The 14,251-nt window shown below is 51.2% G+C and carries 18 protein-coding genes; 7 read left to right on the top strand and 11 right to left on the bottom strand.

Features of this window, described 5'->3' with window-relative positions:
• Nucleotides 1-85 precede the first annotated feature (85 nt).
• Nucleotides 86-853 carry a class I SAM-dependent methyltransferase gene (locus INT19_RS04205; protein ID WP_193059833.1) on the top strand — a complete coding sequence of 256 codons (768 nt, stop codon included), beginning with the start codon at nucleotides 86-88 and terminating at the stop codon, nucleotides 851-853.
• A 74-nt stretch (nucleotides 854-927) separates the two neighbouring features.
• On the opposite strand, the gene INT19_RS04200 is transcribed toward INT19_RS04205, so the two are convergent.
• Nucleotides 928-1,989, bottom strand: a complete 1,062-nt coding sequence (locus tag INT19_RS04200) for an NAD(P)-dependent alcohol dehydrogenase (RefSeq protein WP_193059832.1) — start codon at nucleotides 1,987-1,989, stop codon at nucleotides 928-930.
• Between the two features lie 194 nt (nucleotides 1,990-2,183).
• Here INT19_RS04200 and INT19_RS04195 point away from each other — a divergent pair, with 194 nt between their 5' ends.
• Entirely contained in the window at nucleotides 2,184-3,080 is an 897-nt protein-coding gene (locus tag INT19_RS04195; RefSeq protein ID WP_193059831.1) for an AraC family transcriptional regulator, read from the top strand.
• Between the two features lie 50 nt (nucleotides 3,081-3,130).
• Here INT19_RS04195 and INT19_RS04190 read toward each other — a convergent pair whose 3' ends face one another.
• Nucleotides 3,131-3,556: a VOC family protein gene (locus INT19_RS04190; RefSeq protein ID WP_089039479.1), complete on the bottom strand. Its 426-nt coding sequence runs from the start codon at nucleotides 3,554-3,556 to the stop codon at nucleotides 3,131-3,133.
• Between the two features lie 182 nt (nucleotides 3,557-3,738).
• Here INT19_RS04190 and INT19_RS04185 point away from each other — a divergent pair, with 182 nt between their 5' ends.
• Together INT19_RS04185 and INT19_RS04180 are read left to right on the top strand one after the other, a co-directional pair.
• Nucleotides 3,739-4,611, top strand: a complete 873-nt coding sequence (locus tag INT19_RS04185; protein WP_193059830.1) for a LysR substrate-binding domain-containing protein — start codon at nucleotides 3,739-3,741, stop codon at nucleotides 4,609-4,611.
• Between the two features lie 40 nt (nucleotides 4,612-4,651).
• Complete coding sequence (locus INT19_RS04180) at nucleotides 4,652-4,864, top strand: DUF3820 family protein (protein WP_038477229.1); 213 nt, start codon at nucleotides 4,652-4,654, stop codon at nucleotides 4,862-4,864.
• Between the two features lie 46 nt (nucleotides 4,865-4,910).
• Here the strand turns inward: INT19_RS04180 and INT19_RS04175 are convergent, their stop codons facing one another.
• The gene (locus INT19_RS04175) at nucleotides 4,911-5,261 is read right to left on the bottom strand and encodes a hypothetical protein (protein ID WP_193059829.1); all 351 of its coding nucleotides are present in this window, start codon (nucleotides 5,259-5,261) and stop codon (nucleotides 4,911-4,913) included.
• Nucleotides 5,262-5,456: 195 nt separating this feature from the next.
• On the opposite strand from INT19_RS04175, the gene INT19_RS04170 reads away from it, so the two are divergent.
• A complete protein-coding gene (locus INT19_RS04170; RefSeq protein WP_193059828.1) occupies nucleotides 5,457-6,233 on the top strand; it encodes a DUF1499 domain-containing protein in 777 nt (258 codons plus the stop codon).
• 35 nt (nucleotides 6,234-6,268) lie between these two features.
• On the opposite strand, the gene INT19_RS04165 is transcribed toward INT19_RS04170, so the two are convergent.
• The 3 genes from INT19_RS04165 to INT19_RS04155 all read right to left on the bottom strand — a co-directional run bounded on the left by INT19_RS04165 (nucleotide 6,269) and on the right by INT19_RS04155 (nucleotide 8,076).
• On the bottom strand, nucleotides 6,269-6,631 hold the full coding sequence (locus INT19_RS04165; protein WP_038477238.1) for a ribbon-helix-helix domain-containing protein: 363 nt from the start codon (nucleotides 6,629-6,631) through the stop codon (nucleotides 6,269-6,271).
• Nucleotides 6,632-6,750: 119 nt separating this feature from the next.
• Nucleotides 6,751-7,320, bottom strand: a complete 570-nt coding sequence (locus INT19_RS04160) for a DJ-1/PfpI family protein (RefSeq protein ID WP_193059827.1) — start codon at nucleotides 7,318-7,320, stop codon at nucleotides 6,751-6,753.
• A gap of 144 nt (nucleotides 7,321-7,464) precedes the next feature.
• The gene (locus INT19_RS04155; protein WP_095603896.1) at nucleotides 7,465-8,076 is read right to left on the bottom strand and encodes a flavin reductase family protein; all 612 of its coding nucleotides are present in this window, start codon (nucleotides 8,074-8,076) and stop codon (nucleotides 7,465-7,467) included.
• A gap of 200 nt (nucleotides 8,077-8,276) precedes the next feature.
• Here INT19_RS04155 and arfB point away from each other — a divergent pair, with 200 nt between their 5' ends.
• Together arfB and INT19_RS04145 are read left to right on the top strand one after the other, a co-directional pair.
• On the top strand, nucleotides 8,277-8,693 hold the full coding sequence (gene arfB, locus INT19_RS04150; protein ID WP_038477244.1) for an alternative ribosome rescue aminoacyl-tRNA hydrolase ArfB: 417 nt from the start codon (nucleotides 8,277-8,279) through the stop codon (nucleotides 8,691-8,693).
• Nucleotides 8,694-8,760: 67 nt separating this feature from the next.
• Nucleotides 8,761-8,982 carry a DUF1289 domain-containing protein gene (locus INT19_RS04145; RefSeq protein WP_089039485.1) on the top strand — a complete coding sequence of 74 codons (222 nt, stop codon included), beginning with the start codon at nucleotides 8,761-8,763 and terminating at the stop codon, nucleotides 8,980-8,982.
• Here INT19_RS04145 and INT19_RS04140 read toward each other — a convergent pair.
• The 5 genes from INT19_RS04140 to INT19_RS04120 all read right to left on the bottom strand — a co-directional run.
• Entirely contained in the window at nucleotides 8,979-10,028 is a 1,050-nt protein-coding gene (locus tag INT19_RS04140) for a proline racemase family protein (RefSeq protein ID WP_120386542.1), read from the bottom strand. The genes INT19_RS04145 and INT19_RS04140 overlap by 4 nt on opposite strands.
• 11 nt (nucleotides 10,029-10,039) lie before the next feature.
• A complete protein-coding gene (locus INT19_RS04135) occupies nucleotides 10,040-11,206 on the bottom strand; it encodes an alcohol dehydrogenase catalytic domain-containing protein (protein ID WP_038477250.1) in 1,167 nt (388 codons plus the stop codon).
• A 133-nt stretch (nucleotides 11,207-11,339) separates the two neighbouring features.
• Nucleotides 11,340-11,918: an NnrU family protein gene (locus INT19_RS04130; protein ID WP_193059826.1), complete on the bottom strand. Its 579-nt coding sequence runs from the start codon at nucleotides 11,916-11,918 to the stop codon at nucleotides 11,340-11,342.
• A gap of 132 nt (nucleotides 11,919-12,050) precedes the next feature.
• Nucleotides 12,051-13,019: a magnesium/cobalt transporter CorA gene (gene corA / locus INT19_RS04125; RefSeq protein ID WP_193059825.1), complete on the bottom strand. Its 969-nt coding sequence runs from the start codon at nucleotides 13,017-13,019 to the stop codon at nucleotides 12,051-12,053.
• 34 nt (nucleotides 13,020-13,053) lie between these two features.
• On the bottom strand, nucleotides 13,054-14,251 hold a 1,198-nt coding region (locus INT19_RS04120; protein ID WP_193059824.1), incomplete at its 5' end, for a sodium:solute symporter.

Below are 14,251 nucleotides of genomic sequence, written 5' to 3'. Positions count from 1 at the left end.
CTTAACGCATGCTATTGATAGCAAGCTATACTAAATCAAGCCATTGGGTCCCCCTAAGATAAATAACGCCGCTAGGAAGCCGATAATGTCTAACACCTCTCTGACACCGCAAGGGCAGGAATGGAACGCCAGCCACTACGCGGAACACGCCAATTTTGTTCCCACGTTGGGAAGCGATGTAATGAAACTTTTAGCGCCACAGCCCGGACAGCGCATCCTGGACCTTGGCTGTGGTGATGGCGCGCTCACCGAGCGTATTATGCAATTAGGTGCCGATGTGCTAGGTGTCGATGCCTCCGCAGAGATGGTCGCCGCCGCCCAACAGCGCGGGGTCACCGCTAGGGTTGTCGATGGGCACCAGTTACCCTTTGACCAAGAATTTGATGCGGTCTTCAGCAACGCAGCGTTGCACTGGATGCTGGACCCGCAAACGGTATTGGCCGGCGTAAAACGCGCACTAAAACCCGGCGGGCGTTTTGTTGCAGAGTTTGGGGGGCATGGCAACGTGGCCGCCATTTGTACGGCGCTTATTGCCTCGCTGCAGTTTCGCGGCATTAGCTCACGAGGCCGTCATCCTTGGTACTTTCCCACCCCGGAAGAGTACACAAACCTACTTCAAACGGCGGGCTTTCATGTCGATTCTATCGAGCTAATCCCTCGCCCCACACCACTACCCACGGGTATTGCTGGCTGGCTCGAAACCTTTGCAAGCCCGTTTTTGCACGGATTAGATGAGGACCTGCAGGTAGCCATTATTGATAATACGATTAACCTGCTCTCTCACAGTCTAAGTGATGGGCAAGGCAACTGGACCGCCGACTACGTCAGACTGCGGGTCTCTGCCCACGTGTGATAGCCTCGACGCCCAGAGGTTCTCACGCGAAAACCCCACCGTTAGTCAACGGTGGGGTTATTGATGACAACTCGCTACGCAGCAGTATCTTTCAGCGTTGCCATATCAATCACAAAGCGATAGCGCACGTCACCTTTCTCCATACGCTCAAAGCCCTCATTGATGTTGTTAATATCCAGCATCTCAATATCGCAAGTGATGTTCTGCTCTGCACAAAGCTTGAGCAGCTCTTCCGTTTCAGCGATACCACCAATCAGCGAACCAGCTACCACGCGACGCTTAAACACCAAATTGAATGCTTCAATAGCAGGCTCAATCGGTTCTAACAGGCCGACAATAATATGCGTGCCGTTATATTTCAGAGAAGTAAGGTAGGGGTTTAGGTCGTGCTGAACAGGAACGGTATCCAGCATGAAATCGAACGTTTCTGCGACAGCCTCCATTTGCGCCTGGTCACTGGATACCACTACGTGATCCGCACCATTGCGCTTTGCTTCTGCTACCTTGGCATCCGAGCGAGTAAAGACGGTGACTTCCGCACCCAGTGCTTTGGCCAATTTCACGCCCATATGACCGAGGCCGCCCATGCCTATCACGCCTACTTTGTGACCTTTACCAACGCCATGATGTTTGAGCGGTGAATACGTCGTAATTCCCGCACAGAGAATAGGTGCCGCGGAGGCTAGATCAATACCCTCTGGCATTTGCAGCACAAAATGCTCACTCACCACGATGGCATCTGAATAGCCGCCTTGGGTTAGCGTGCCGTCTTGGCGGTCAGGGCTGCCGTAGGTCATCGTAAACCCTTCCAGGCAGTATTGCTCCACGCCATCTTTACAAGCAGAACATGTGCGGCAAGAGTCGACCATGCAACCTACGCCGACTAAATCACCCGCCTTAAAACGTGTCACCTCATCACCAACAGCGGTTACACGGCCGACAATCTCATGGCCAGGTACCACAGGGTATTGACTCATGCCCCAGTCATCTCGGGCAAAGTGTAGGTCACTGTGACAAACACCACAGTAAAGAATTTCAATGGCAACATCATCTGGACGGGGCTCACGTCGATCAAAGGTGAATGGCGCGAGTGGTTTATCAGCAGAAAAGGCAGCATAAGATTTTGCTTGGCTCATGGAAACTCCTTAACAAGTATTCTGCAAAACGAGAAAGTGTTCCCATTATTCGCTGCTAAGCACCAGATAGCGATGAACGAAGCTACGTATTTTTTGCTCATTCCTCCATCAGAACGCAACAAAATAACAAAAAACCTCAAAAAAACATCACAATTGTCGTTTAGCTCTAATATGCACTCAGATTAGGAGTTTCTATGGTGGCCAACACCGAACTCGTCGGCAACGCACTCGCTGATTTGATCTCACCGCTAGTAACGAGGGATGGGCTAAGCGTGTCTCGGTTGCCCAGAGTGGGGCTACTGTGCCTTGGGCGGCGTCAAGAACGAACCCCGTTGATGTATGAACCTAGTCTTATCATCATCGCCCAAGGTCGTAAAATAGGCTATTTAGGCGATCGTGAGATTCATTACAATCCTGGCCACTATCTCGTACAAACCCTGCCGCTACCCTTTGAGTGTGAAACTCACGGCTCGCCGGAGGCACCTTTGCTAGGTATATCGGTGAAGCTAGACCCAGCGTTACTGAGTGAGATGGTCACCGCTATGGGCGATATGAGCCATTCACACCTGGCTCCTAAGCCGATGGCGTCAGTGGCGATGAATGACGGCATGCAAGCCGCGGTGTTGCGCTTGGCAAATGCATTACACGACGAAGTCGAGTGCATTGCCATGGGCGAAGCTAGGATACGAGAGGTGGTGTTTGAAGCGTTAAAAGGCGAGCAAGGCCGCGCCTTACGCGCACTGGTTAAAGGCCACGGTCACTATTCACGTATTGTGCAGGTACTATCGCAGTTGCATGCCCATTTTGCTGAGGACTTTACCGTCGACCAGTTAGCCCAGCAGGCCAATATGAGCATATCGACGTTTCACCAGCACTTTAAGCAGATTACACGTTCGTCACCCGCACAGTATTTAAAAAGACTGCGCCTACTTAAGGCGCAGCAACTGTTGTTGCAAGATAGCCACAATGTGAACCAAGCGGCACAAGCGGTCGGTTATCGCAGCGTGCCTCAATTTAGCAGAGACTATAAGCGCTACTTTGGCGCATCACCGCTGCAGCATAGGCGCCAGGAACAGGCCCTACGTGCTTAACCATACCCACTACTTCCCCCCACCTCGCTTGGATATTTTTCAGGACAGGTTTACTTGGCAAAAATCTGTCCCTGATCTTTAAACGCTTTAAACTCCAAGGCATTACCACAGGGATCGAGTAAGAACATGGTGGCTTGCTCCCCTACTTCGCCTTTAAAGCGAACGTATGGCGCAATCACGAAATCGGTATTGCGCGCTTTTAAGCGCTCGGCTAAGGCTTCCCACTCATCCCATTCTAGAATCACGCCAAAGTGCGGCACCGGTACATTATGGCCATCGACCGGGTTAGTGTGAGCACTCTGCTGGCCGGGTGTTTTCGGATGTTCGTGAATCACCAACTGATGGCCGAAGAAATTAAAGTCGACCCAGTGATCGCTAGAGCGTCCTTCTTCCAGGCCAAATACGTCGTTATAAAATGCTCTGGCTAGGGCGACATCGTAAACAGGGATGGCGAGATGAAAAGGGGAAAGACTCATGGTTATCTCCTGTTGCAGCGCATTTATTCGTTGCGTTATTTGCAATGGTCAGCCGCATTACACGGCCACTGTGTAGCCATCCTAGATCGCGCTATGCAAAAATAAAATCAATTGTTTTTTGACTCATTCACAAATATTTTTTATGAGTGTCCTTATGACAGTTCTTATGACAGAAACAGCAAATGATACGAGAACTTAAAACGCTAGTAGCCGTGGCACAGCACGGTACATTTGCGGCGGCAGGCCTCCAGGTTGGCCTCACCCAAGCTGCGGTAAGTGCTCAAATGAAGCGCCTGGAAGAGGCCCTGGGCGTTACGCTATTTGAACGCAGCGGCCGAACGGCGGTGCTTACCCAGCGCGGCGAAGAGACCTTGCTTCAGGCCCAAACTCTACTCGGGTTATACGCCACACTAGGCGCTTCACCGTCAGGCCAAGGGCTTGGTAGCCGTATCACTATTGGTGCCATTGCCTCTATTCAGCGTACCGTATTGACAGATACTGTGGCGCGCTTTCATCGGCTGTTTTCCGAGTGTCGCACCCGTATCGTGCCGGGTCTTTCCATGGACTTAATGAACCAGGTAGATGCGGGCGAGCTGGATATGGCTGTTATTATTCGGCCGCCTTTTTCGCTGCATAGCGATCTGCGTTGGACGCCCCTTGCCCACGAGCCGTTTCGCTTGCTTGTCCCGCAGGAGTTACCTGGTGATTGCTGGCGGGAGCTGCTAACCCACTCCCCTTTTGTTCGCTACGACCGCGCCTCTTTCGGTGGACGCCAAGTAGACCGTTTTTTAAGGGACAACCACTGCCAAGTTCGCGACCTGTGTGAGCTGGACGAGCTTGAAGCCATTGTGAAGCTGGTGGGTAACGCCGTGGGCGTTGCTTTAGTACCGCAACCGATAGCGCTAAAACGCTGGCCCCAAACAGTTCGCGCCATCTCGTTAGAAGCGCACACGTTTCATCGAGATATTGGGTTAGTGCATCGCGCTGTTGGCCACCTAAGCGAACCTGCCCGTGCCTTTGCCCAGCTTCTAGCTGAATCATCACAGCAGCTCTAAACTGCCACCTGCAACAGCCATTGATAAGGAGATGTAGACCATGAACCCCGAAGACCTTGAGAAACTGGTAACGCGTACCATGCCCTTTGGCAAATACGAAGGCTGGCTTATTGCCGATTTGCCTGGCCCCTATTTAAACTGGTTTGCTCGGGAAGGGTTTCCAAAAGGAGAAATTGGTCAACTCCTGCATTTAATGCATGAAATTGACCACAATGGTTTGAGCGACTTGCTCAACCCGCTGCGCAAAAATTGAATTTTCTCAAAACTGATTTCTCCTCAAAACTGATTTCTTTTCAAAACTAAGAACGACACCATTCGTTAATGGCTTGCTCACGTTCGGCATAGTAAAACACTTCTTGCTGGGATGGCGCTGAAGGAAAACGCCCTAATTCCACGGCAAGCTCAAAAAAACCTGCCGCTGGAAGCCCTTTGCCACTTCGGCTAATCACAAGCGTTGCAATAAAAGGCTTTTCTGCGGCGGCGTCTTCTTTCATTAGCTGTTCAAGTGCCTGTGCGATACGTTGAATAGTCTTAGGTGGCGAAAGGCCTAGCGCATTCGCCGCTTGCTGATAGGTTATCGGTAAAGCACTGCTCGGGGTCGTCGCCAGTAACTCTCGCAAGGAGGGGGCTAATGCAGTCGCTAATGTCATGCTTGTCTTAATCTCTCAAATTATAAAAAGCTCAAGTTGTAAAAACTGACGTCCATTTGCGTCACAGCGAATACTTGCGTTACTGCTAACAGCAGCATAGTAGGGTGTCTTAGCCAACTCGTCTAACGAAGACAGATGGCCTAGCGCAATCTATGCTAAGTAAATCAACATCGTATTCATAATGAGGGAAGACCTATGGCAAAGGAGCGCTCAGCTCGTTCGCGTAGAGGAGGAGTTTGGCCAACGCTACTGGCCTGGCTCAGCGTCATTGCACTGATAGCATCAGCCTTGTTAATGGCTGGTGCAGGGCCAGCCTATCGCTGGGAGTTGATTGGCCTGGGCGACGCTTTCAACCTGATGCGCAATGGTGTCTATGCAGCAACCGCAGCTGTGGCTATCAGTGTCTTGCTGTTGCTCATCAGCGCCTTTACCCGCCGCATGGGTGCTGGCGTAGTGGCTATCTTCGTTATTGTTGCAACCGCTGCCTTGTTCTATATGCCTTGGCAGCAATGGCAGCGTGCACAGCAGGCACCCGCCATTCATGACATAACCACCGACACCCAAAACCCACCGGACTTTGTCGCGTTAAGAGACGCCCGCGAGGCGGCGCCTAATGCAGTTGATTACCCTGGAGAAGCCACCGCGCGCCAGCAACAAATGGCTTATCCTAATGTGCAGCCTTTACAAGTAACTGCGCCTAAAGCGACCGTTCTAGCAGCAGCTCAGGCTGAAGTAGAAGCGTCCGGTTGGCAGATCGCCGCGATAACAGAGAGTACTATCGAAGCGACCGCAACAACCCGCTGGTTTGGCTTTGAAGATGACGTCATCATTCGTCTTACTGAGCAACAAAACGGCGTGCAGGTGGACATGCGCTCAGCCTCCCGGCTGGGAACCAGCGATGTCGGCACCAACGCACTGCGTATCGAAACCTTCCTGGATAATCTGGATAAGCGGACTTCATCTGTCGACTGATTTAACAGTAGAAAGCCAGTTTCAGTGCGTTTCTTTCAGTGCATTTGGTTAGTACGCGCGGCAGCTTCTCTGCTCAGAATTTGCTGCGCATCTAGCGAGCCAATCGCCACCTCTACATTTTTCGGAATATCACCGCTAAGCTGAAGCGCCTGGTAGCGCAGCGCGCAGACACGCAAAAATGAGGTGAAATTGCCAAGATCGTGGCCAGCATCAATCGATTCATGATAAAGCCGCGTAATCAGTTGAGCCGTGTTCATCCCATCCCGTTGAGCCATCTCTTCCAGCAGATGCCAGAAGTAATTTTCCATACGAACGCTGGTCACCATGCCATCAATGCGCAGTGAGTGTGTGGCGCTGCGCCATAGCTCCGGGTCGGCATCAATAAACAACTTGCACATCGTTATGCTCTCTCTGCTATCGAGTAAATTGCCTGCTCTTCAGCATAGCGGCTAACAGAAAACGCGCCCAACCGCGTTGAACTCAATATAGCTGGGCGCGAAGGGGTAGCCTATCAGTGCTACTTATCCAATAGAGCCATAAACTGGGCAAGCCAAGCAGGGTGAGCGGGCCATGCAGGTGCAGTGACCAAGTTGCCATCCGTCACTGCATCGGTGACCTCCAAGTTTGCGAAGTGGCCACCCGCAAGTTCCACTTCTGGCTGGCAAGCCGGATAAGCGGAACACTGCTTACCTTCAAGCACCTTAGCAGCGGCCAGCAACTGGGCACCATGACAGATAGCAGCGACCGGCTTCTGGGTGTCAAAGAAGTGTTTCACCATCGCCAGTACGTCTTGATTTAAACGCAGGTATTCCGGTGCGCGACCACCAGGAACCACTAAAGCGTCGTAGTCAGCGGGGTTAACTTTGGCAAAATCAGCGTTCAGAGCGAAACGATGGCCGGGCTTTTCAGTGTACGTTTGGTCACCTTCAAAATCGTGAATAGCCGTTGCCACGGTATCACCGGCTACTTTGTCGGGACACACCGCGTCGACTTGATGGCCAACCGCCATTAGCGCCTGGAAAGGCACCATCGTTTCATAATCTTCAGTGAAATCTCCGGTAATCATTAAAATTCGTTTGTTGCTCATCTCACTTCTCCTTGTCGTTATTGGTCGAGGCACAGAGCACACGAATGGTGTGTTAGATGAGAGTAGCAAGCGCGGCTACGCAGCGGGTAGTAAGCCACTACTACATCCACTCACGACACAGGCTTATTGCATCGATTAGCTAGATTACGCAGGCCGCTCAAGCACAAAACGGTCACTGATACGTACATAATCACTGCCTGCCAAGCGCCCTACTGGCTTTAGCACGTCCATATTGATGTGCCGACCATCCCATATCGCGTCATCAATATGAATAGCGACAATCTCAGCAAGCACTAGCGTTCCCGCTAATGGCTGATCGCCGAAACGAATTAAGTCGCGCAGCTTGCAACCAAAGGCGACAGGGGCACCTGCAATACGTGGCACGCTGATTCCCGGCATTTCAGCCTTCTCTAGCCCCGCTAATAAGAACTCGTCTTGCTCGGGGGGAACACTCGCGCTGGTCGTGTTGAGCGCCTCTATCAACGTTTCATTGCCTATATGCACGACGCATTCAGCTAGTTCGGTTAAATTGCGCAGCGTGTCTTTGGGCAGCCCACTGCCATCAAGCAGCGGTGAAAAAGCCAGGATGGGGGGATTAACGCTGGCTACGTTAAAAAAGGAGAACGGTGCGAGGTTTGTATTGCCGTTCTTATCTTGAGTTGACACCCATGCAATTGGCCTTGGACAGACACTGCCTGACAGCAAACGGTAGATAACACCAGCACTCAAAGGTTGTTCATCGAGTAAGTAATCCATGCGTATTCCTATGGCAGTGGTTATAAAGAGTAGCAAGCTACTTTAAAGTTGTGCCCCTAGCCGGGCAACCCAACAAGCCCCGTAAGCTATCCATCGCCCGAGCATAGTATTCATGAGATATGCCCTTGATCCGTCTCAAATCGGCTCCTCGGCGCTAAGTATGCTAGCCTTACGAGCCACACGCGACATAAAGGAACTGAATGCTCACTATCTCAAATAACGTGACGATAGCGGACTGGGAAATCGATATTAGTCAGATCAGAGCGCAAGGCTCGGGTGGCCAAAACGTCAATAAAGTCGCCTCTGCGGTGCATTTACGTTTCGATATTCAAAGCTCTACACTACCGCCGATTTATAAAGAGCGTTTAATGGCACTGTCTGATCAGCGAATCAGTAAAGAGGGCGTGGTGATTATCAAAGCGCAAAGCTATCGCACTCTGGAATTGAACAAAGAGGATGCCCTTGCACGCTTAAAAGCACTGATTCAAAGTGCTGGCAAGCAGCAGAAAACGCGGCGGCCAACTAAGCCCACCAAAGGCTCACAGCGACGCCGTGTGGACCACAAAACGCGTAAAGGCAAAACGAAGTCACTGCGTGGTAAAGTGCCACTCTCATAAGAAGTGAACAGAGTAAGTCATTCTCGCCTAGCGCCGTTTTCTCACCACTGCATTGAGCTTAGCCATCATGTCCAGCGACTCATCCACTACACTCTGCGCTGCTCGTCCGCTGTCGCCCTGCATTCAGGTATGCAACATTGATCCAGCCTCTTCATTGTGCCAAGGCTGCGGTCGGACGCTAGATGAAATTGCCTGTTGGGGAAGTATGACCGAGGCCGAGAAGACCCCGGTATGGGAGCGACTTGAGCAAACAGGCTATGTCGACGCATTACGCAGAGAAGAGCGCTAGCCCTCTGCTGTATGCCGGTCACTCAGAATGTGATGAAGTTCGCCACACGCCACCATTGGATCATCGCAGTTAATCACGATTTTTGATTCTGCCAATACATAGCTACGGCCAGTCGTGGTGTTCTCCACCACTTGATAAGCGCCTTCTTGATGCGTGCCGGTGAAGGTGCCAATAAACCCCGTTTCACGTAGTGATACGGTTTCTAACTTATCACCGATTGTCAGCCGACCTTCATAATTCATCAGCGCCAACCGCGCTGAGGTGCCCGTGCCAGTGGTGCTACGACAAATAACCCCAGGATGTACATACGTTGTTGAACGCGAGCGAATATAGCCTTCAGCTACTTTCTCTTCCGGCCCCATAAAATGTAAAAACGGCAATGGCCCTACATCTCCCAGGGTGTAATGGGAAAAGCCGCGCTGCGCTTGGATCGCCTCAACAATTTTATAAGCACAAGCGGCAAGCGCCTGCTCCTCACTGCGTACTAGCTTGAAGCCTAACTCTTCGGCATCTACCAAAGCATAAAAGCCACCGCTGTAAGCGACTGAGTAGGTAATTGCTCCAAGTTCCGGAACTTGAATCGTGTCGCGATAGGTGTCGATATAGCTTGGCAGGCCTTCACAGGTAACATACTCTACTACCCCATTGCTCACCTTTGCTTCAATTTGCACCAAGCCTGCGGGTGCCTCCAGTTTAAAGCGTTGAATCCCCTCTTTCTTGGGGACAAGCCCACTTTCCAACACAGCAGTGGCTGTACACAGCGTGTTAGAACCCGAATAAATCGGGTAGCCCATGACTTCCATAATGATATAGCCCGCGACGGCGTCTGGATGCGAGGAAGGCACCAACAGATCTACCGACATCTCCGGAATACCATACGGCTCTTCTAGCAGCAGCCGCCGCAAACCATCGGCATCATCACGCAGAAATTCCATTTGTTGGCGTACCGTGGCACCAGGAAGCACGTCGATACCCCCCGTCACAATTCGGCTAACATCACCACCGGCATGAGTATCCATCAGTTGAATCGTATGCAGATTCTTCATTAACATTGCTCCTAGGCGGTGGTGAGGGCAAACGGTGCACCATGGGTTTCCCACTGCGCATCAGGAACAATAACTATTTTTCCCAAGTAGTTACTGCCACGGTTTACAAAGTAGCGCTCAGCGTTATGTAGATCTGATAGTTTAAAGGCCGCGTGCAGTACTGGTTTTAGCGCCCCACTACGAATCCACTCGATCAGTTGTTCAGCCTCTTCGCGAGTGCCATGGGAAACACCAAAAATCTGCACTTGGTACAAGTAGACGCGAGTCCACATAATCTCGCTGATATTGCCACCACTTGCACCTGCAATGGAAAGCCGCGGATAACTGCTACGGCCTTGCATATCAACAATCATGGTATCGATAAACAGATCGGTCATCTGGCCACCGACCAAGTCCATCACTGCATCAATCGGCTTACCATCGGTGGTCGCCAATACACGCTCAACAAATGTCGATAAATCACCCCGATCGATGACTACTTCTGCACCCAACGCCAGAAGCGCATCGGCTTTATCCGGCTGGCTGACAGCGTAAGGAATAGCGCCGACGATCCGACAAAGCTGAATTAACGCCGTTCCAACACCGCCACTGGCGCCTGTCACTAGCACACGTTCACCCGCGCTAATGTTGGCAGACGTCATCATGTGATAAGCCGTCTGATACGAGCACATCCCCATCGCAGCAAGCTCTGCATCGTGCAGTTCAGGGTTGGGAACATGATGAAACTGATCGGCTGGTACTACGACAAAGTCAGCATAGCCACCATCAGCCCCGTGGCCATAATAATCTGGCGTCAGATTGATATCGCGACGCTCATCAGCATAAATATTAAAATCGAGCAGGCCTCGTTCTCCAACACGAGCAGCATCCACGCCCTCGCCTACTGCCACCACGCGTCCAGCAATATCAGCCCCTTGAATACGAGGAAACGTCAGTGTGGGCGAACCTCCCATCGCAAACGATGTGACCTCCTCTTTCCCTTTCGTAGGGTAAAGTCCTTCACGCGCTTTTCGGTCAGTATTATTTTTGGCCGTTGCCGTTACCTGAACCAGCACTTGCCCCGCCCCTGGTTTAGGGGTAATAACATCCTGCCGATACTGCAATTTATCTACATCACCATGGCCTGTTAACAACATGGCAGACATCGTTTTCGGTACTTGAGGTACAGCTTCGGCCATAAATTTCTCCCCTGTGAAACGTTGGATGAACCTAGCTGACAATAACAAACTTTTGCTATTACTAAAGAGTTAAAAACAAAAACGGCGTCAACGGATATAAACCATTGACGCCGTTAATGTTTATTAATAGTTACTAGCTAAAAACAGGCACACCAATAACTAATGTATGCAGATAAAGTGCGAATAAAACATACGCTATCAAGCCAATAACGACGGTGGCTATTGTTGCGGGAGCTGAGGTCGGCACTGGGTTAACGGGCTGCAGGCGATCACGCTTTTTGGCTGCCTTAAAGGCCAGAATAGCCCACACCAAAAATGCTGCGAAAAAGATGATATCGCCAAGTCGTCCATTAGCCAATAAGTGTGAAAATGCCCAAATTTTTACGGCCAACATCATCGGATGACCAAGCTTCGCTTTGATAGCATTACGCGGCACATAGGCTGCCACCAGCATAATAAAGGCAGGCACTATCAGTAGTGCTACCGCATGGCGTAAGCCCATGGGGGGAAACCAAACGTAGATAGGGTCTAGGCGCATTTGGCCAAAACCGTAAATAGCAATTGCCAGTCCAATCACAGACACTACGGAGTACGCTATCTTCCAGGTGTTTTCGCCGTGTTTAACAATCTGTCGCTGACGCCAGTCTTCAGCAAAGATACGCACAGAATGGCTGCCAAGAAAAATCAGCAGGCCAATAATCATGATCGTCATAAAAGTGGCTCTCAGGTTATTTGCAGGTCATTGGTCGACTGCGAGGATGCCACACTAGCGCTCAAATCACATGGCGAACTATCAACTTTTCGCCGATGGCGACCATCTGGCTCAGTTTAAAACCAGCTCGGTTTAAAACCAGTTTTTGCGTTTAAATAGCCAGATTAAACTACCACCGATACCCAGCATGGCTCCCCAAACAAAAAAGTACCCATACTGATAGCGCAGCTCTGGCATATACTCAAAGTTCATGCCGTAAATACCGGCAATAAACGTCAGCGGCACAAATATGGCAGTAATCACCGTTAATACCCGCATGGTGATATTTAGCTGGTGAGAGGAAATCGAGATGTAACCATCAATGAGATCACCGCAAATGTCGTAATACATTTGTGTCAGTGTATATAGGCGCTCAAAGCGCTCCTCTACATCCGTGATGGCATGCAGCGTTTCACTCTCTCCGCGAGGCAGATGGGCATAGTCATAGGCTGTAAGCTCTTGGGTAATGCCTTTGTGGTAGCTAAAAACACGGCGCATCTTTACTAATCGTGAACGATAGGCGGTGATTTTCCGCATCAGCACATCGTTACCATCTTCCAAAAGCTCATCTTCTATATCGCTTAGCTCGCTCTCAAACTCCAGTAAGCTATCGATATAGAAGCCTGCCGAAGTGTACATAATTTTCAGTGCGACACGCTCGGGAGATAGCGCCAGCAGCGTTTTCCCGTGCTCATTAAAGAGTCGTTCAATACTAAGCGCCTCACCGGCGTGCAGCGTGATTAGAAAACGCTCTCCAATAAAGAGGCACACCTGCTGAGGCACAAAGTTTAGCTGAGCATCAAACGACGAAATACCTCGGTAAATAATCAGGGTATGGTGTTCAAACTCTTCAATTTTCGGCGGATGGCGCTCTTTGTGGGCATCTTGAATTGCCATTGGATGACAATCAAAACGCTCCAATAGCTGGCGTTCGCGCTCCTCAGGCTCACCTTTCATGTCTATCCATAGGTGGCTGCCGGGCTTCGCTTGCCAGTCATCGATGAGGCGTTCATCGCCTTCGCACACATCGCCTTCTGACGTCGTTAGTAGGCTGCGAATCATGATCGTCCCTGTTAAGTTGGCTCACGGCTTAACGTTACGGCCTAACGCTTCGTCGATTAGGCAGATATGCCATTGTAACGCTGACGACAATAGACGCCAGCAACGCTCCTAGAAAAGGCCCCAACGTTGGGATACTGCCTGGAAAGGTAGCCGCCATAATGCCAGCCGTAATACTTCCCTGGCTTAGCCACCCCGGCAGTATTGCCCCTACTAACCCAGCGATACCGCCACCAATCGCCGCCATTGGCGTCATGCGTTGCCATAGGCCGAGCAGCACAGGCACCACGATGGCAGCGCAAAGTAGGTCTGCTATCAAAAAGAGTCGCAGCACTGACAGTCCTTGCAGGGCAATAAATATCACCGGCACCATCATTGCGACCGTTATCCAACGTGCGGTCGTTAAAGATGCTGCATGTCGTTCACCGCCACGCCCAACTATCAGAGACGCTATACCGTTTTGCAGCGTATCGACACTTGAGGTCACTAGCGTGACTGCCAAGACTAATGCAGGTAATGCCACCCAGGCAGGCGCATCTGTTAACAGCGCAAAGAAAGGAATTGGTGGTTCTCCCAAAGCAACACCGCTCATGGCGGCCATGATGCCGACACCGCCGATCACCATCACAACCAGTACGGTCAGACCGCCGCCTAGCCAAGCGCCGCGACCTAAGCTCTGATCATCTTGGGCAGCCCATACACGCTGCCAATAGCCTTGGTGAAAAAGATTGGCGGCGGTCACCGCAATCACGAGTGTCAGGGCAACACTGAGCGCACTTGCAATAGGAATAGAGGGCATGACTGCGTCATTCGGCATGGTTGGTAGCCGCCAAATCGCAACGCTACCTACGGCTAATAACAGGGCTAGTAAAAGCCATGCCTGCCAGCGATCCGTTGCGAGACTTGCGCGCAACCCACCAATCACCGTATACACCAAGGTAGTGAGCGCAACGCCAATAATCACTAGTGCAGGTGGTACATCAGAAAGCAGCGCGGTAATAGCACCTATCGCCGTCAGTTCCGCTGCTAAAAAACAGCCCATGTAGGCTACAGATACCAGTAGCACCCAATGACGCACCCCCTTGCCGTAACAAGCGTGGGCGAATTCGGCGATGCTTCTGCCTTCTGGCAATGCACGACGAATTTTTGGTCCGTACAACCCCAACACGATAAACGGCAGCGCAGAGCCAATGTAAGCGTCCATTCCGCGACGTTCTGCCACCCCGCTAAAATTC

The sequence above is a fragment of the Halomonas sp. 3A7M genome, assembly GCF_014897875.1.
In the GTDB taxonomy this organism is placed as follows: domain Bacteria; phylum Pseudomonadota; class Gammaproteobacteria; order Pseudomonadales; family Halomonadaceae; genus Vreelandella.
This window is presented reverse-complemented; position numbering and strand designations above follow the sequence as displayed.